Origin of the sequence: Pantoea sp. UBA6567 (assembly GCF_002434165.1) — a bacterium.
GTDB lineage: Bacteria > Pseudomonadota > Gammaproteobacteria > Enterobacterales > Enterobacteriaceae > Pantoea > Pantoea eucrina.
In genome coordinates this window covers 90,198-107,831 of record NZ_DJJN01000008.1, presented here as the reverse complement: position 1 = coordinate 107,831, position 17,634 = coordinate 90,198, and the positions used below count along the sequence as shown (strand labels likewise).

The following is a 17,634-nucleotide window of genomic DNA, read 5'->3' as shown; positions in this document are numbered from 1 at the left end:
TAAAGTTAAGAAAGGCTTCATTAAGCCGCAGATATATGCGGCTGGCAAGAGGGGAGAAGAGGTATTGGCGCGGATTACGGATTCAGAGGCGCTGTGCGCGAGCATCCGCCATCAGACGCGGATAGAAAGCAAAAAACAGCGCTTCCAGCGCGTCATAGTGATCAACAAAATCCTGATAGGAGTCGCGCAGCGCCGCAAGACGGGGACGGCGATACGCCATGCCGCGCAGCACCCGCTCCAGCCGCGCCGGTTCGGCGTAGTGTTCAAACCAGCGTTCGCGCCACATCACCGCGTTGAGCTCAATAAAGCTTTCTGGCGTTCCCGCCAGCTGCGGCACAATATGCTGCTGCGCAGCCTCACTAAAGGCGGCGAGTGAGATATCGGGCTGGAACTGCTGCCAGTGGCGCGCAAGAAAATGATCCCAGATCACATCAAGCGTAATCGGGGCTACGCGCCGCGTTTCCGGCCGAAACCACTGCCGGGCGGTACGCACTTCAGGCAGGTTGTCCGTCAGCACATCGATACGGCGGTGCAGGGCGATCCCCGCTGCAACCGGTGCCGGCCACTGCGCCTGAACGTTGCCGCGCACAAAGTCGGCCAGCAGGTTGCCCAGCAGCGAGCTTTCTGCCAGCGTGGCAAGATGAAGGTGAGCAAGAAAATTCATGCGCTATTATAGGCAGAATCGCGTCTCTGCAGCCAGTTGTTCAGAATTTCCCACTTTTCCGCTAAACTATGCCGCCTGTTTTTGAGTCCGGAAAAGTTATACATGCGTGTCGCCGATTTTAGCTTTGAGTTGCCCGAATCCCTGATTGCCCACTATCCCCAGGCGCAGCGCAGCGGATGCCGTCTGCTGTCCCTTGATGGCCCGAGCGGCGCCCTGACGCACGGTGTCTTTACCGATGTGCTGGAGAAGCTTAATCCCGGCGATCTGCTGGTGTTCAATAATACGCGGGTGATCCCGGCGCGCGTCTATGGACGTAAAGCCAGCGGCGGCCGGATTGAAATGCTGGTAGAGCGTATGCTGGATGATAAGCGGGTGCTGGCGCACGTGCGTGCCTCAAAGGCGCCAAAGCCGGGCACTGAGCTGCTGCTGGGCGACGATGAGAGCGTAAAAGCGACCATGGTGGCGCGGCACGATGCGCTGTTTGAGATCGCCTTTACCGATGAACGCGCGGTGCTCGATATTCTCAATAGCGTAGGCCATATGCCGCTGCCGCCCTATATCGATCGCCCGGATGAAGAGGCCGATCGCGAGCTTTACCAGACGGTATACAGCGCCCGTCCTGGCGCGGTGGCAGCACCAACCGCCGGGCTGCACTTTGATGAACCGCTGCTGGAGGCGCTGAAAGCCAAAGGGGTAGAGATGGCGTTTGTGACGCTGCACGTCGGGGCCGGTACCTTCCAGCCGGTGCGCGTTGAAAATATCAATGACCATATCATGCACTCGGAATATGCAGAGGTGCCGCAGGATGTGGTTGACGCGGTGCTGGCCTGTAAAGCACGCGGCAATAAAGTTGTCGCGGTAGGGACCACGTCGGTGCGCTCGCTGGAGAGCGCCGCTCAGGCGAGTCAGGATGTGCCGCTGGCGCCTTTCTTTGATGACACGCAGATCTTTATCTATCCTGGCTATCGCTACCAGATTATCGATGCGCTCATTACCAACTTCCATCTGCCGGAATCGACGCTGATTATGCTGGTTTCTGCGTTTGCTGGCTATAAAAACACCATGGCGGCGTACCAGAGCGCGGTGGCCGAACAGTACCGTTTCTTTAGCTACGGGGATGCGATGTACATCACCCGTAATCCGCACGCTCCTGACGAACCTGTCGGAAGCACACACCCTTAATGTTCCGGTGCTGCCTGCGGGTGGCACGGCTACAGTCGGGTAAATCAGACTGTTTCTCTGATGAGGTTAATGTGAAATTTGAATTAGATACAACAGACGGACGCGCGCGTCGCGGACGTCTGGTTTTCGATCGCGGCGTGGTTGAAACCCCGGCATTTATGCCGGTGGGCACGTATGGCACCGTTAAAGGCATGACGCCGGAAGAAGTGAAAGAGACCGGTGCGCAGATCCTGCTGGGCAACACTTTCCATCTCTGGCTACGTCCGGGGCAGGAGATCATGAAGCTGCACGGCGATCTGCATGACTTTATGAACTGGCAGGGACCGATTCTGACCGATTCGGGCGGCTTCCAGGTATTCAGCCTGGGTGATATCCGTAAGATCACCGAAGCGGGCGTGCATTTCCGCAACCCCATCAACGGCGATCCGATCTTCCTCGATCCGGAAAAATCGATGGAGATCCAGTACGATCTCGGCTCCGATATCGTGATGATTTTCGATGAGTGCACGCCATATCCGGCTGACTGGGATTATGCAAAACGTTCGATGGAGATGTCGCTGCGCTGGGCGCAACGCAGCCGCGATCGCTTCGATTCACTCGGTAATAAAAATGCGCTGTTCGGGATTATCCAGGGCGGTGTTTACGAAGATTTACGAGATGTCTCCGTCAAAGGTCTGGTAGAGATTGGCTTTGATGGGTACGCTGTGGGCGGCCTCGCGGTGGGTGAGCCGAAAGAGGATATGCACCGTATTCTGGAACATGTCTGTCCGCAAATTCCGCAAGATAAACCGCGCTATCTGATGGGCGTCGGAAAGCCAGAAGATCTGGTGGAAGGCGTACGCCGCGGTATCGATATGTTTGACTGCGTCATGCCTACCCGCAACGCGCGCAACGGTCATCTGTTTGTTACCGACGGCGTGGTGAAAATCCGCAACGCGAAGTATAAAGATGACACCGCGCCGCTGGATGCGGAGTGTGATTGTTACACCTGTCGCAATTACAGTCGCGCCTACTTGCACCATCTTGATCGCTGTAACGAAATACTGGGCGCACGCCTGAATACGATTCACAATCTGCGCTATTACCAGCGTCTGATGGCGGGTTTACGCCAGGCTATCGAAGAGGGTAAATTAGAGCACTTTGTTAGCGAGTTCTACCTACGGACGGGCAAAGCGGTTCCACCGTTAAACGTCTGATTATTCTATCAATGAGGGAAATTAAATGAGCTTTTTCATTTCTGACGCCGTCGCAGCAGCGGGCGCTCCGTCACAGGGAAGTCCGTATTCTCTGGTGATCATGCTGGTGGTTTTTGGTCTGATTTTCTACTTCATGATCCTGCGTCCGCAGCAGAAGCGCGCCAAAGATCATAAAAAGCTGATGGACTCCATCTCGAAAGGGGATGAAGTGCTGACCAACGGCGGCCTGGTGGGTCGTGTCACTAAAGTTGCTGATACCGGTTATATCGCTATCGCCCTGAACGACACCACTGAAGTAGTGATTAAACGTGATTTCGTGGCCGCCGTCCTGCCGAAAGGGTCGATGAAGGCGCTGTAATTTTATCTTCCCGAAGGGAACTGCCGTGTTAAACCGTTATCCTTTGTGGAAGTACATCATGCTGGTCGCCGTTATTCTTATCGGCCTGCTGTATGCGCTTCCTAACCTTTATGGTGAGGATCCGGCCGTTCAGATCACTGGTGCGCGCGGAAGCGCCGCCAGTGAGCAGACGTTGGATCAGATCCAGAACGTACTCAAACAAGACAACATTCAGAGCAAATCCCTCGCACTGGAAAATGGCGCTATTCTGGCGCGTTTCGATAACACCGATGTGCAGCTGCGCGCGCGCGAAGCGCTTACGACCGCGCTGGGTGACGATTTCGTGGTAGCCCTCAACCTCGCACCGGCCACACCGCGCTGGCTCACCCTGCTGGCAGCGGAACCGATGAAACTCGGTCTGGACCTGCGGGGCGGGGTGCACTTCCTGATGGAAGTGGATATGGATACCGCGCTGGGCAAGCTGCAGGAGCAGAATGCAGACGGCCTGCGCAGCGATCTGCGTGAAAAAAATATTCCTTACACCAACGTTAATAAACTTGCTAACTACGGTGTGGAAGTGCGTTTCCGCGACGCCAAAAGCCGCGATGACGCGATCGGCTACCTGACGCCACGCCACCGCGATATGGTATTCACCAGTGCGGGCAGCGATGCCATGCGCGCGGTGATGACCGATGCGCGCCTGAGTGAAGCGCGGGAATATGCGGTACAGCAGAATATTAATATCCTGCGTAACCGTGTTAACCAGCTGGGCGTTGCTGAGCCGCTGGTGCAGCGTCAGGGCGCCGACCGCATCGTGGTTGAGCTGCCGGGTATCCAGGATACCGCGCGTGCAAAAGAGATCCTTGGTGCCACCGCGACGCTGGAGTTCCGTCTGGTTAACACCAGCGTGGATCCGGGTGCTGCGGCAAATGGACGCGTGCCGGGTGACTCAGAAGTGAAGAAAACGCGGGAAGGGCAGCCGGTTGTGCTCTATAAGCGTGTCATTCTTACCGGCGATCACATTACCGATTCCACGTCCAGCATGGATGAGTACAACCAGCCGCAGGTGAATATTTCACTGGATGGCGCGGGCGGTAACATCATGTCGAACTTCACCAAGGACAACATCGGCAAGCCGATGGCGACCCTGTTTGTGGAGTACAAGGACAGCGGCAAGAAAGATGCCAACGGCAGAGCGATTCTGGCGAAGCAGGAAGAAGTGATCAACGTAGCGAATATTCAGTCACGGCTGGGTAACAGCTTCCGCATCACCGGTATCAGCAACCCGAACGAAGCGCGTCAGCTGTCGCTGCTGCTGCGTGCCGGTGCGCTGATTGCGCCGATTCAGATTGTCGAAGAGCGTACCATTGGCCCGACTATGGGTCAGCAGAACATCACCCAGGGTCTGGAAGCCTGCCTGTGGGGTCTGATCGCTTCGATCATCTTTATGGTGGTGTTCTACAAAAAGTTTGGTCTGATTGCGACCAGCGCGCTGCTGTGTAACCTGGTGCTGATTGTCGGCATCATGTCGCTGCTGCCAGGCGCCACGCTCACCATGCCGGGCATTGCCGGTATCGTGCTGACGCTGGCGGTTGCCGTAGATGCCAACGTGTTGATTAACGAACGTATTAAAGAAGAGCTGCGTAACGGACGCTCGGTACAGCAGGCGATTCATGAAGGCTACAAAGGCGCCTTCTCCAGTATCGTCGACGCCAACGTCACCACGCTGATTAAAGTCATCATTCTTTATGCGGTGGGTACCGGCTCCATCAAAGGCTTTGCAATCACCACCGCTATCGGTATTGCAACCTCGATGTTTACCGCTATCGTCGGCACCCGTGCCATCGTTAACCTGGTGTACGGCGGCAAACGCATCAACAAGCTGTCTATCTGAGGAGTGCGTTGTGGCACAGGAATATAGTATTGAACAGCTGAACCACGGGCGTAAGGTCGTAGACTTTATGCGCTGGGATACGCTGGCGTTTATCATCTCGGGTCTGCTGATCGTGGCGTCAATCGCCATTATCGGCGTGCGCGGGTTTAACTGGGGACTCGATTTCACCGGCGGTACGGTGATTGAGATTAACCTGGAGAAACCTGCAGATCTCGATGCGCTGCGCGAAGGTCTGGTAAAAGCGGGCTTTGACGAGCCGCTGGTGCAGAACTTCGGCAGCAGCCGCGACGTGATGGTGCGGATGCCACCTGCGACCGGCAATGCGGGTCAGGAGCTGGGCAACAAGGTGTTGTCCTCTATCAACCAGACCACGCAGCAGAACGCGACGGTAAAACGCATTGAGTTTGTCGGACCAAGCGTAGGTAGCGACCTGGCGCAGGCGGGGGCGATGGCGCTGCTCTCTGCGCTGATCGCTATTCTTATCTACATCGGGTTTCGCTTTGAATGGCGTCTGGCGCTGGGCACCGTGCTGGCGCTGGCGCATGACGTTATCATCACCTGCGGCCTGCTGGCGCTATTCAGCATTGAAATCGATCTGACCATCGTTGCCTCGCTGATGTCGGTGATTGGTTACTCGCTTAACGATAAGATTGTGGTTTCTGACCGTATTCGTGAGAACTTCCGTAAGATCCGTCGCGGTTCTTCTTACGATATCACCAACGTGTCGCTGACCCAGACGCTGAGCCGTACCCTGATCACTTCTATCACCACGCTGGCGATGATCCTGATCCTGTTCATCTTTGGCGGCGCGCTGCTGAAAGGCTTCTCGCTCACGATGCTGATTGGTGTGACGATCGGTACGATCTCATCCATCTACGTCTCTTCAGCGCTGGCGCTGAAGCTGGGGATGAAGCGTGAGCATATGCTGGTGCAGAAAGTGGAAAAAGAGGGCGCCGATCAGCCTTCTATTCTGCCGTAAGCCCGGCGCTGACCGATGCAAAAAGGCCCTTCTCCGGAAGGGCCTTTTTTTATGGCGCGGCGTCTGCCGTTACCTCATGTACGCGCACATAGCCGAGCCGATCCGGTGTCAGGCCACTCAGGTGCAGCGGCACTGTTACCGTGCTGCGCGGCATCAGGCTGGCGGGCACGCTGATGCGCTGACTCAGGCTGTCGGCGGCCAGCGGCTGACCACTGGCGGGATCGCTTTCACCCCACACCACGGTCGCGCTCAGCGCGGGTACCGGCTTGTCATCAGCAGAGCGGATAACCAGGCTGGCCTGGCTGCCGTTTGCTTCTGCACTCACGTTCAGCAGTGCGAGACGCAGCGTACCCAGCTGCGTCTCCAGATCAACCGGCGTCGCGGAACCGGGTACCAGCCATGCGCCCTGAGTGGAGCGGCTGTTAAGCTGGCCCTGCTGCTCCAGCGCGCCGGCGCGGCGGGTGAGATGACGCATCTGCTGATTGAGCTGGCTCACCTCCTGATGCAGCTCTCTGACCTGCGGGGCAGGAGGCGGAGTGCTGCAGCTGCTCAGCAGCAGCAGCGACAGCACCGCCGGAACCGGTAAGCTCCTGAGTCTCATGCTCTCTCCCGCACCTTATTCCGGAATACGCAGTACCTGGCCCGGATAGATTTTGTCCGGATGGCTCAGCATCGGCTTGTTAGCTTCGAAGATTTTGTTGTACTGATTCGGATCGCCGTAGACCTGTTTGGAAATAGCGCTCAGGGTGTCGCCTTTTTTCACTGTGTAGAGGTTGGCTTCGCGTGCGGTGTCGCTGACGGTGACTTTATCATCCACTTTAGTGATGCCGGCAACGTTACCGGCTGCCACCAGAATCTTCTCTTTGAGCTCCTGTGAGATGCCGTCGCCGCTGACGGTTACGGTATCACCCTGCACATTGACGTTGACTTTATCGCTGTCTGGCAGGCCGAGCTTGTTGATGTGATCCTGCAGCTTTTTGCTGGAGTCATCACCGCCTGTCACGCTGTCCCACAGTTTCTCTCCTGCTTCTTTGACGAAGTTAAACAGACCCATAGTTCCTCCTGTGATTGTGCCGGATTGGCTCTTTAAGCGTAGTGCGTTTTTGACATTTGCTGGCAGAAGCGGTTATGAGCGCTGAAAAAACCGCCACGCAGGCGGCCTCTGTTTTGTTAAATGTGAGTTCGCGTTACACTATGTGGCCCAAAATCTCGCGACAGGAAACGTCATGCATTGCCCATTCTGTTCCGCTGTGGATACCAAAGTGATCGACTCACGCCTGGTCAGTGAAGGTTCCTCGGTGCGCCGCCGCCGTCAGTGTCTGGTCTGCCATGAGCGCTTTACCACGTTTGAGATGGCGGAGCTGGTGATGCCGCGCGTGGTAAAAAGCAACGACGTGCGTGAGCCTTTTAATGAAGATAAGCTGACCAGCGGCATGATGAAGGCGCTGGAGAAGCGTCCCGTCAGTGCTGATGCGGTCGATAGCGCAGTCAATCACATTAAAACCCAGCTGCGTGCGACCGGCGAACGTGAGATTGCCAGCAAGCTGATTGGCAATCTGGTGATGGAAGAGCTAAAAAAACTGGATAAGGTCGCCTATATCCGCTTCGCCTCGGTCTACCGCAGCTTTGAAGATATCCGCGACTTTGGCGAAGAGATCGCCCGCTTACAGGACTGAATCATGACCGATGCTCGCTATATGGCGCGCGCGCTGGAACTGGCGCGACGCGGTCGTTTCACCACCACGCCAAACCCCAACGTCGGCTGCGTGATCGTGCGTGACGGCACAATTGTCGGCGAAGGCTGGCATCAGCGCGCGGGTGAACCGCATGCTGAAGTGCATGCGCTGCGCATGGCCGGAGAGCAAGCGCGCGGTGCAACCGCCTACGTTACGCTGGAGCCGTGCAGCCATCATGGCCGGACGCCACCCTGCTGCGATGCGCTGATTGCTGCTGGCGTCAGCCGCGTGGTGGTCGCCATGCAGGATCCTAACCCGCAGGTCGCAGGGCGCGGTCTCTGGCGCCTGCAGCAGGCGGGAATTGAAGTCAGTCACGGGCTGATGATGGCGGAAGCGGAAGCGCTCAATCGCGGGTTTCTCAAGCGTATGCGCACCGGGTTTCCCTGGATACAGCTCAAGCTTGGCGCTTCACTGGATGGCCGCACAGCGATGGCGAGCGGTGAGAGCAAGTGGATCACCTCGGCGGCCGCCCGCCGGGATGTGCAGCAGTTCCGCGCGCAGAGTTCCGCCATTCTTACCAGCAGTGCCACCGTGCTGGCCGACGATCCGTCACTCACGGTACGCGCAGATGAACTCAGCGACAGCGTTCTCCAGCAGCTGGATACGCAGACTCTGCGGCAGCCGGTGCGGGTGGTGGTTGACAGCCAGCAGCGCGTGACGCCGCAGCACCGGCTGATTCATCAGCCGGGTGAGAGCTGGCTGATGCGTACCGCTCCCGATGACGCCGCGTGGCCGGAGAGCGTAACGCAGATTGCGGTGCCGCCGCGCGGCGAACAGCTTGATCTGGTCGCGATGATGATGCTGCTCGGTCAGCGTCAGATTAACAGCGTCTGGGTCGAGGCGGGAGCGGGCCTGGCGGGCGCGCTGATTCAGGCCGGACTGGTGGATGAGCTGATTGTTTATATCGCACCGATACTGCTTGGCGACGCCGGACGCGGGCTCTGTACGCTCCCCGGGCTGGAGGCGTTGAGCGCCGCGCCGCGCCTCGATTTTCGTGATGTGCGCAAAGTGGGTGACGATCTGCGTCTTACCCTGACCCTGCGTTAAGCATGCACGGAAAAGCCTGAGCGCCCGGCTAAAGAGTATGATAGAATCCGCCCCCTTCTGCGGGGGCTATAAAACACACACCCAAAGGATATGTATGAACGTTATCGAAGCTGCTGTTGCCACGCCTGATGCTAAAATTGCCATTGTGATTGCGCGTTTTAACAACTTTATCAATGACAGTCTGCTGGATGGCGCGGTCGATGCGCTGAAGCGTATCGGTCAGGTTAAAGCTGAAAACATTACCGTGGTCTGGGTGCCGGGCGCCTATGAGCTGCCGCTGGCCGCGCGCGCGCTGGCGAATACCGGTAAGCACGACGCGATTGTTGCGCTGGGCACGGTGATCCGTGGCGGCACTGCCCACTTCGAATATGTGGCAGGTGAAGCGAGCTCCGGTATCGCTAACGTGGCAATGAGCTGCGAAATCCCGGTCACCTTCGGCGTTCTGACCACCGAAAATATCGAGCAGGCGATTGAACGCGCCGGCACGAAAGCGGGTAACAAAGGCGCAGAAGCCGCGCTGACCGCACTTGAAATGATCAACGTATTGAAAGCCATTAAAGCCTGATTTTTGTAAGGGGAATTTTGTGAAACCTGCTGCTCGTCGTCGCGCCCGTGAGTGCGCTGTCCAGGCGCTCTACTCCTGGCAGTTGTCCAACAACGACATTGCCGATGTGGAATACCAGTTTCTGGCGGAACAAGACGTCAAAGACGTCGATATTAGCTATTTCCGCGAACTGCTGGCCGGTGTGGCGACCAACAGCGCGTACCTGGATGGCCTGATGAAACCCTGGCTGTCGCGCCAGCTTGAAGAGCTGGGTCAGGTAGAAAAAGCGATCCTGCGCCTCTCGCTCTATGAGCTGAGCAAGCGTGCGGATGTGCCTTATAAAGTCGCCATCAACGAAGGTATTGAGCTGGCAAAAGTGTTTGGCGCTGAAGACAGCCATAAGTTTGTCAACGGCGTGCTGGATAAAGCCGCTCCGCAAATACGACCAAACAGAAAGTAGTGCAGAAGGCCGGGTGACCGGCCTTTTTTCATTGAGACCTGATTTATGTCCTGTGGTGAATTTGAACTGATCGCACGCTATTTCAACCGTGTAACCAGCTCCCGTCGCGACGTGGAGAAGGGCATTGGTGATGACTGTGCGTTACTGAACGTTCCTGACAAACAGACCCTCGCTATCAGTACCGATACGCTGGTAGCGGGCGTCCATTTCTTACGCGATATCCATCCGGCCGATCTCGGCTACAAAGCGCTGGCGGTAAACCTCAGCGATTTAGCTGCGATGGGCGCCGATCCGGCATGGCTGACGCTGGCACTGACGCTGCCTGAGGTCGATGAGACCTGGCTGGCGGGCTTCAGCGACAGCCTGTTTGAGCTGCTCGACTACTACGATATGCAGCTGATTGGCGGCGACACCACGCGCGGTCCGCTCAGCCTGACGCTGGGTATTCATGGGCTGGTGCCTGTCGGGCGCGCGCTGAAGCGCTCCGGTGCAAAGCCAGGTGACTGGATCTACGTTACCGGCACGCTGGGTGACAGCGCGGCGGGACTGTCGCTGCTGCAGCATCATCATCGTCTTGACGATCCGGCGGTGCACGAGGTGCTGATCAAGCGTCATCTGCGTCCGATGCCGCGCGTGCTGCAGGGCCAGGCGCTGCGCAGCCTTGCTACCTCGGCGATCGATATCTCTGATGGCCTGATTTCCGATCTTGGCCATATTCTGACGGCCAGCCGGGTTGGCGCACGCCTGAATCTCGACGCGCTGCCGCTCTCTGCTACGCTGCGCGATCATTTTGCGCCGGAGCAGGTGCTGCGCTGGGCGCTGAGCGGCGGTGAAGATTATGAACTCTGCTTCACGGTGCCTGAAGTTAACCGCGGCGCGCTGGATGTGGCGCTGGGCCGGCTTGGCGCACCTTATACCTGTATCGGACAGATCGCCCCGGAAGCGGAAGGGCTGACGCTGCTGGAGCACGGCAAGCCGCGCCGCTTTAACCATAAAGGATTTGACCATTTTGACGCGCGATAAAGATGTAGCGAAAAGTCGCCTGCGGATGCGCAATCCCTGGCATCTGCTGGCAACCGGTTTTGGCAGCGGATTAAGCCCTTTTATGCCGGGTACCGTAGGCTCGGTGGCCGCGATCCCGTTCTGGTGGCTGATGACGTTTCTGCCGCTGCAGCTCTATTCGCTGGTGGTGCTGGTGGGTATCAGCGTGGGCGTCTATCTCTGTCATCGCACCGCGCGTGACATGGGCGTACACGATCACGGCAGCATCGTCTGGGATGAGTTTGTCGGCATGTGGATCACGCTAATGGCGATCCCGGTGCTTAACGGCTGGTGGGTACTGGCTGGTTTTGTCATCTTCCGGATTTTTGATATCTGGAAACCGTGGCCTATTCGCTGGTTCGATAAGAACGTTCATGGCGGAATGGGCATTATGGTCGACGATATCATCGCCGGCGTAGTCTCCGCAGCCGTATTATACGGCGCCGGCCTGCTGCTGTAAGGGCGGCCAGGGACGCATTAATGCGTATAACCCGCGGTATATGATTCGGCCAGGGGCGCATGAATGCGCCCCCTGCGTATATTTTGTAGGGGCGGCATTTATGCCGCCCTGGTTTCAGGCGCATCGATACGTATAACCGCGGTACATGGCTCGGCCAGGGGCGCATAAATGCGCCCCCTACGTCATGTTTTGTAGGGACGGCATTTATGCCGCCCTGGTTTATGCGGATATCAATTGCTTACTCATACCCTACAGCCGGATGCGGCTGATAGACCATCTCCAGCTCGGCGATATCTTCCGCACTCAATTCAACGTCAACCGCTTTAACCAATTCGGCAAACTGCTGCTCACGTGAAGCGCCGATAATAGGGGCGGTCACGGCGGGTTTATGCAGCAGCCATGCCAGTGCGACCTGCGCGCGCGTCACCTTTTTCTCCGCGGCAATGGTGGCCAGTCGCTCCGCAATCGCGGCGTCGTTCTCTTCTGTACCGGTATACAACTTCTCCATCACATTATCAGAGACCGAGCGTGCGGTAGTTTCCCCCCAGGGGCGCGTCAGTTTGCCGCGCGCCAGCGGGCTCCACGGCAGCACGGCGATGCCCTCACGCTGACAGAGCGGGTGCATCTCCTTTTCCTCTTCGCGCTGGATCAGATTGTATTGATCCTGCATGCTGACAAAGCGCGCCCAGCCATGATCTTGCTGCAGCTGCAGTGCCTGAGCAAACTGAGAGGCGTGCATGGAAGAGGCGCCGATATAACGCGCCTTACCCGCTTTCACGACCTCATCCAGCGCCTGCAGCGTCTCTTCAACGGGCGTTGCATAGTCCCAGCGGTGGATCTGCAGCAGATCCACATGATCCATGCCGAGTCGCATCAGGCTGTCATCGATCGACTGCAGAATATTCTGCCGCGACAGGCCCTGCGACAGGTTGCTGAGCGGGAAGTAAACTTTGGTCGCGACCACCACGTCATCGCGCCGCGCGAAATCTTTCAGCGCGCGTCCGAGGATCTCTTCGCTGCTGCCGTCAGAATAGCTGTTGGCGGTATCAAAAAAGTTGATCCCCGCGTCCAGCGCCTGTTTGATCAGCGGCCGGCTGCTCTTTTCCGGCAGCGTCCAGGCGTGGTTGCCGCGCATCGGATCGCCATAGGTCATGCAGCCTAAGCAGAGTCGGGATACCTGGAGATCGGTCTGGCCTAAACGAACGGTTTTCATTGAGAGCTCCTGCTCTTATGCGTGGGAAAAGGATTCCGTAAGCATAGCAGCAGGAGCGAAGAGGGGAGTTATTGCGCGAGCCAGGCAGCGATCTGCTGCTGAATGCCGGCGGCATCCAGTTGATAGTCGTGACGCACCTCTTCCTGAGTACCCTGTGGAATAAACTCATCTGGCAGGCCAAGGTTGAGCACCGGCACGGCCAGGCGTTTCGCCATCACAAACTCATTTACGCCGCTGCCGGCGCCACCCATGATGGCACCTTCTTCCAGCGTCACCAGCGCATCATGGCTCTGCGCCAGCTCGCGAATCAGGGTTTCATCCAGCGGTTTCACAAAGCGCATATCTACCAGCGTGGCGTTCAGTGCTTCAGCCGCGGCCTGCGCATCCGGCAGCAGCGTGCCGAAATTGAGGATCGCCAGCTTTTCACCCTGACGCTTCACCACCCCTTTGCCCAGCGGCAGACTGGTAAGCGGCTCAAGCGTGGCACCGGTACCGGTACCGCGCGGATAGCGCACCGCGCTCGGACCCGCCTGATAGTGATAGCCGGTGTAGAGCATCAGGCGACACTCATTCTCGTCGCTTGGCGTCATAATCACCATGCCGGGCACGCAGCGCAGATAGGCGATATCAAATGCGCCCTGATGCGTCTGACCATCCGCGCCGACAATACCGCCGCGGTCGATAGCAAACAGCACCGGCAGCTGCTGAATCGCCACATCGTGGATCACCTGATCGTAAGCGCGCTGCAGGAAGGTGGAGTAAATCGCCACGACCGGCTTGTAACCGCCAATCGCCATGCCGGCAGCAAAGGTCACGGCGTGCTGTTCAGCAATCGCCACGTCAAAATATTGCTGCGGATAGGCGCGCGAATAACTCACCATGCCAGAGCCTTCACGCATCGCCGGCGTGACCGCCATCATGCGCGGATCGTCAGCGGCGATCTCGCTCAGCCAGTCGCCAAAAATCTTCGAGTAGCTCGGCAGACCAGGCACGCTTTTTGGCAGCGCACCGCTGGCCGGGTCAAACTTCGGTACGGCATGCCAGGCGATAGGATCCTGCTCGGCAGGGGCATAGCCTTTGCCTTTTTTGGTCATGATATGCAGGAACTGCGGACCTTTAAGATCGCGCATATTCTTCAGCGTGCTGACCAGCGTCAGTACATCGTGCCCGTCAACCGGACCGATGTAGTTAAAGCCCAGCTCCTCGAACAGCGTGCCGGGCACCACCATGCCTTTCAGATGCTCTTCGGTGCGCTTCACCAGCTCTTTAATCGGCGGCAGACCGTCCAGCACGCGCTTGCTGCCTTCGCGCAGGCGCGAATAGGTTTTACCGGAGAGGATCTGCGCCAGGCGATTATTCAGCGCGCCAACGTTCTCCGAGATCGACATCTCATTGTCGTTGAGGATCACCAGCATATCGGGCTTGATATCGCCGGCATGGTTCATCGCCTCAAACGCCATTCCGGCGGTAATTGCGCCGTCGCCAATGATACAGGCGGTGCGGCGACCTTTACCTTCCCGCTCGGCGGCGACCGCCATGCCGAGACCGGCGCTGATGGAGGTGGAGGAGTGTCCGACGCTCAGGACGTCATATTCGCTCTCACCGCGCCACGGAAACGGGTGCAGGCCGTTTTTCTGCCGGATGGTGCCGATGCGATCGCGGCGTCCGGTCAGAATTTTATGCGGATAAGCCTGATGACCTACGTCCCAGACCAGATGGTCAAACGGGGTGTTGTAGACGTAATGCAATGCGACGGTCAGCTCGACAACGCCCAGACCCGACGCAAAGTGGCCGGATGAGCGGCTGACGCTATCCAGCAGATACTGACGCAGCTCGTCGCACAGGGCCGGAAGTTTCTCTTTCGGCAGTAAACGTAATTCCTGCACCGTGCCTGCTAACGCCAGTGTCGGGTATTTTGCAATATCAAAACTCATCAGAGACTCATTATGAAAGTTATTTATCGCGTTCAATTATGAAGCTTGCCAGCGCTTGTAATACGCTTGTGTCATAGCCCTGGCCGGCGAGGATCTCCAGCGCCCCCAAAGCTTCCTGATAGAGCGCCTGCGCTTTTGTACGCGCGCCCTCAAGCCCTAACAGGGCAGGGTAGGTACTTTTGCCCAGCGCCTGATCGGCGCCCTGGGTTTTGCCCAGCACGGCGGTATCGCCGGTGACATCCAGAATGTCATCCTGCACCTGAAACGCCAGGCCGATAGCATCAGCATAGGTGTCCAGCAGCGGCAGCGCCAGGCGAGCCGGCTCGCCTGCAGCCAGCGCACCCAGACGCACGGCAAGACGGATCAGTGCGCCGGTTTTATGGCGATGAATCTGCTCAAGCTGCGCCAGATCGATCTGTCTGCCTTCGGCCGCTAAATCCAGCGCCTGGCCGCCGCACATACCGGCAACGCCGCTGGCCTGCGCCAGTTCAGAGATCATTTTCACGCGCGTTGCCGCGCTGACGCCCGGCATCGGTTCATCAGCCAGAATAGAGAAGGCCAGCGTTTGCAGCGCATCGCCCGCCAGAATGGCCGTATCTTCACCATAACGAATATGACAGGTAGGCTGTCCGCGGCGCAGTGCGTCATCATCCATCGCCGGCAGATCGTCATGGATCAGCGAATAGGCGTGGATACACTCTGTGGCGGCGGCAGGCGCATCAAGGCTGGCTGCGTCGGCGTTAAGCATTTCACCGGTGGCATAGACCAGAAAAGGACGCAGACGCTTACCTCCTAATAGTGCCCCATAATGCATGGCATTCACCAGCGGGGAACTCTGAAAAGGCAGTGGATCTATTAAACGTGTCAGCGCCTGATTTACGCGCTCATGATAGGTTTGCTGTAGCTGGACAAAATCCATTAGTCGTTATCCGGCGTAAAAGGGGTAAGGTCGGCCGTTTTATCATCGCTCAGCAGGATCTGTACGCGCTGTTCAGCCTGCTGCAGCGTCTGCTGACCGCTGCGCGCCAGCTGCACACCGCGCTCAAACTCATTCAGCGCCTCTTCCAGCGGCAGCTCGCCGCTTTCCAGCCGGCTCACAATCTGCTCCAGCTGCTGCAGGGCGGTTTCAAAACTCACGGGCGCTTCGGCTTTTTTCGGCATAATCAGTGTCGACTCACAGTTTGGGACATCTTCATGCAATCGGTCATGGTAGCCGACGGGGAATAATAAGCAAAATGTTGAATGTGATTGCGGTAGCAGAAGCAGTCACGCAGTAAAGGTGGTATACTTTTGCGCCTCGGATGCGGACGCTCTCGCGATCCCCGCAATATTATGATCTTACCAGCTAAGTGCTGATGATTTTAGCACTTATTTGCCCAACGAAGCTGTGTCGCCATGAAGTTTATCATCAAGCTCTTCCCTGAAATCACCATCAAAAGTCAGTCGGTGCGGCTGCGCTTTATCAAAATTCTTACCGGCAATATCCGCAATACCCTGCGTTCTCTGAATGAGGATATCAAGGTGGTGCGTCACTGGGATCACATTGAAGTGCGCGCCAAAAACGAAGCGCTGCGTGAAACCATAGTGGATGAGCTGACGCGTATTCCTGGTATCCACCACGTGCTCGCCGTTGAAGATCGTGCTTACACCGATATGCACGATATCTTTGAGCAGACGCTGGCGCTGAACCGTGAGCGCCTGGAAAATAAAAGCTTCAGCGTGCGCGTGAAACGTCGCGGCACCCACAGCTTCAGTTCACAGGATGTGGAGCGCTATGTAGGCGGCGGCCTGAATCAGCATATCGCCAGCGCGCGCGTGCAGCTGAAGCAGCCGGATGAGACGGTTAATCTGGAGATTGAAGACGATCGTCTGCTGCTGATCACCGGTCGCTTTGAAGGGCTGGGCGGCTTTCCAATCGGCACGCAGGAAGATGTGATGTCGCTGATCTCCGGTGGTTTTGATTCCGGTGTGTCGAGCTATATGCTGATGCGACGCGGCTGCCGCGTACATTACTGCTTCTTTAATCTTGGCGGCGCGGCGCATGAGATTGGCGTGCGTCAGGTAGCACACTATCTGTGGAACCGTTTTGGCCGCTCACACCGCGTGCGCTTTGTCGCTATTAATTTTGAGCCGGTCGTCGGTGAAATTCTGGAAAACGTCGATGACGGGCAGATGGGCGTGGTGCTGAAGCGCATGATGGTGCGCGCCGCGTCGATGATTGCCGAGCGCTACGGCGTACAGGCGCTGGTGACTGGCGAAGCGCTGGGCCAGGTATCGAGCCAGACGCTGACCAACCTGCGCCTGATCGATAACGCATCCGATACGCTGATCCTGCGTCCGCTGATTTCACACGATAAAGAGCACATTATTAATGTGGCGCGGCAGATCGGTACGGAAGATTTCGCCCGCACCATGCCGGAATACTGCGGCGTTATCTCAAAGAGCCCGACGGTTAAAGCGGTGAAAGGCAAAATTGAAGCGGAAGAGCAGAATTTCAACTTCGATATTCTTCAGCGCGTGGTGCAGGAAGCGACTAATCTCGATATCCGCGAGATTGCTGAACAGACCGAAGAAGAAGTGGTGGAAGTAGAGACCGTGGACTCTTTTGGCACTAACGATGTGGTGCTCGATATCCGTGCCGCTGACGAGCAGGACGCTTCCCCGCTGGATCTCAGCGGCGTGGAAGTGAAGTCGCTGCCGTTCTATAAGCTCAGCACGCAGTTTGGCGATTTGGATCAGAACCGGACCTGGCTGCTCTATTGCGATCGTGGCGTGATGAGCAAACTGCAGGCGCTTTATCTGCACGAGCAGGGTTTTACAAACGTTAAAGTTTATCGCCCATAGCACGTCAGGGGCGCCACCGGGATTATCCGCCGGGATATCACCGGAATTTGTTGGGGCGCATTAATACGCCCCCTACGTCTGGCTTCGTAGGGGCGCCATTAAT

Annotated in this window: 19 protein-coding genes; 12 read left to right on the top strand and 7 right to left on the bottom strand. The window is 57.4% G+C overall.

Annotated elements, in window-relative coordinates:
- Positions 1-82: 82 nt before the first annotated feature.
- Positions 83-664, bottom strand: a complete 582-nt coding sequence (locus B4M48_RS15220; RefSeq protein ID WP_039382956.1) for an ACP phosphodiesterase — start codon at positions 662-664, stop codon at positions 83-85.
- Positions 665-766: 102 nt separating this feature from the next.
- On the opposite strand from B4M48_RS15220, the gene queA reads away from it, so the two are divergent.
- From queA to secF, 5 genes are all read left to right on the top strand, one after another.
- Positions 767-1,846, top strand: a complete 1,080-nt coding sequence (gene queA, locus B4M48_RS15215; protein WP_039382957.1) for a tRNA preQ1(34) S-adenosylmethionine ribosyltransferase-isomerase QueA — start codon at positions 767-769, stop codon at positions 1,844-1,846.
- Between the two features lie 71 nt (positions 1,847-1,917).
- Positions 1,918-3,042: a tRNA guanosine(34) transglycosylase Tgt gene (gene tgt, locus B4M48_RS15210; RefSeq protein ID WP_039385736.1), complete on the top strand. Its 1,125-nt coding sequence runs from the start codon at positions 1,918-1,920 to the stop codon at positions 3,040-3,042.
- Positions 3,043-3,067: 25 nt separating this feature from the next.
- Positions 3,068-3,400, top strand: coding sequence for a preprotein translocase subunit YajC (gene yajC / locus B4M48_RS15205; protein WP_039382958.1), 333 nt, complete (start codon positions 3,068-3,070; stop codon positions 3,398-3,400).
- A gap of 25 nt (positions 3,401-3,425) precedes the next feature.
- Positions 3,426-5,273 carry a protein translocase subunit SecD gene (gene secD / locus B4M48_RS15200; protein WP_288657130.1) on the top strand — a complete coding sequence of 616 codons (1,848 nt, stop codon included), beginning with the start codon at positions 3,426-3,428 and terminating at the stop codon, positions 5,271-5,273.
- A 10-nt stretch (positions 5,274-5,283) separates the two neighbouring features.
- Entirely contained in the window at positions 5,284-6,252 is a 969-nt protein-coding gene (secF, locus tag B4M48_RS15195; RefSeq protein WP_065649969.1) for a protein translocase subunit SecF, read from the top strand.
- Positions 6,253-6,301: 49 nt separating this feature from the next.
- On the opposite strand, the gene B4M48_RS15190 is transcribed toward secF, so the two are convergent.
- Positions 6,302-6,853 carry a DUF3251 domain-containing protein gene (locus B4M48_RS15190; protein WP_150034488.1) on the bottom strand — a complete coding sequence of 184 codons (552 nt, stop codon included), beginning with the start codon at positions 6,851-6,853 and terminating at the stop codon, positions 6,302-6,304.
- Between the two features lie 15 nt (positions 6,854-6,868).
- Positions 6,869-7,306, bottom strand: coding sequence for a peptidoglycan-binding protein LysM (lysM, locus tag B4M48_RS15185; protein ID WP_039382962.1), 438 nt, complete (start codon positions 7,304-7,306; stop codon positions 6,869-6,871).
- Positions 7,307-7,478: 172 nt separating this feature from the next.
- Here lysM and nrdR point away from each other — a divergent pair, with 172 nt between their 5' ends.
- From nrdR to pgpA, 6 genes are all read left to right on the top strand, one after another.
- Positions 7,479-7,928: a transcriptional regulator NrdR gene (nrdR, locus tag B4M48_RS15180; protein WP_039382963.1), complete on the top strand. Its 450-nt coding sequence runs from the start codon at positions 7,479-7,481 to the stop codon at positions 7,926-7,928.
- Between the two features lie 3 nt (positions 7,929-7,931).
- Positions 7,932-9,035, top strand: a complete 1,104-nt coding sequence (gene ribD / locus B4M48_RS15175) for a bifunctional diaminohydroxyphosphoribosylaminopyrimidine deaminase/5-amino-6-(5-phosphoribosylamino)uracil reductase RibD (RefSeq protein WP_039382964.1) — start codon at positions 7,932-7,934, stop codon at positions 9,033-9,035.
- 94 nt (positions 9,036-9,129) lie between these two features.
- Positions 9,130-9,600 (top strand): 6,7-dimethyl-8-ribityllumazine synthase, encoded by a 471-nt coding sequence (ribE, locus tag B4M48_RS15170; RefSeq protein ID WP_039382965.1) that lies wholly within the window; start codon positions 9,130-9,132, stop codon positions 9,598-9,600.
- A 19-nt stretch (positions 9,601-9,619) separates the two neighbouring features.
- Positions 9,620-10,039 carry a transcription antitermination factor NusB gene (gene nusB, locus B4M48_RS15165; protein WP_039382966.1) on the top strand — a complete coding sequence of 140 codons (420 nt, stop codon included), beginning with the start codon at positions 9,620-9,622 and terminating at the stop codon, positions 10,037-10,039.
- Between the two features lie 45 nt (positions 10,040-10,084).
- Positions 10,085-11,062, top strand: coding sequence for a thiamine-phosphate kinase (gene thiL / locus B4M48_RS15160; protein WP_039382967.1), 978 nt, complete (start codon positions 10,085-10,087; stop codon positions 11,060-11,062).
- On the top strand, positions 11,049-11,540 hold the full coding sequence (pgpA, locus tag B4M48_RS15155; RefSeq protein WP_039382968.1) for a phosphatidylglycerophosphatase A: 492 nt from the start codon (positions 11,049-11,051) through the stop codon (positions 11,538-11,540). The genes thiL and pgpA overlap by 14 nt, the downstream gene beginning before the upstream one ends.
- Positions 11,541-11,778: 238 nt before the next feature.
- Here the strand turns inward: pgpA and B4M48_RS15150 are convergent, their stop codons facing one another.
- The 4 genes from B4M48_RS15150 to xseB all read right to left on the bottom strand — a co-directional run bounded on the left by B4M48_RS15150 (position 11,779) and on the right by xseB (position 15,848).
- Positions 11,779-12,753: an aldo/keto reductase gene (locus B4M48_RS15150; protein WP_288657127.1), complete on the bottom strand. Its 975-nt coding sequence runs from the start codon at positions 12,751-12,753 to the stop codon at positions 11,779-11,781.
- A 68-nt stretch (positions 12,754-12,821) separates the two neighbouring features.
- Positions 12,822-14,687 carry a 1-deoxy-D-xylulose-5-phosphate synthase gene (gene dxs / locus B4M48_RS15145; protein ID WP_071668929.1) on the bottom strand — a complete coding sequence of 622 codons (1,866 nt, stop codon included), beginning with the start codon at positions 14,685-14,687 and terminating at the stop codon, positions 12,822-12,824.
- A gap of 19 nt (positions 14,688-14,706) precedes the next feature.
- Complete coding sequence (gene ispA / locus B4M48_RS15140) at positions 14,707-15,606, bottom strand: (2E,6E)-farnesyl diphosphate synthase (RefSeq protein WP_071668930.1); 900 nt, start codon at positions 15,604-15,606, stop codon at positions 14,707-14,709.
- Positions 15,606-15,848: an exodeoxyribonuclease VII small subunit gene (xseB, locus tag B4M48_RS15135; protein ID WP_039382972.1), complete on the bottom strand. Its 243-nt coding sequence runs from the start codon at positions 15,846-15,848 to the stop codon at positions 15,606-15,608. The genes ispA and xseB overlap by 1 nt, the downstream gene beginning before the upstream one ends.
- A 234-nt stretch (positions 15,849-16,082) precedes the next feature.
- On the opposite strand from xseB, the gene thiI reads away from it, so the two are divergent.
- Entirely contained in the window at positions 16,083-17,531 is a 1,449-nt protein-coding gene (gene thiI, locus B4M48_RS15130; RefSeq protein ID WP_039382973.1) for a tRNA uracil 4-sulfurtransferase ThiI, read from the top strand.
- Positions 17,532-17,634: the final 103 nt, after the last annotated feature.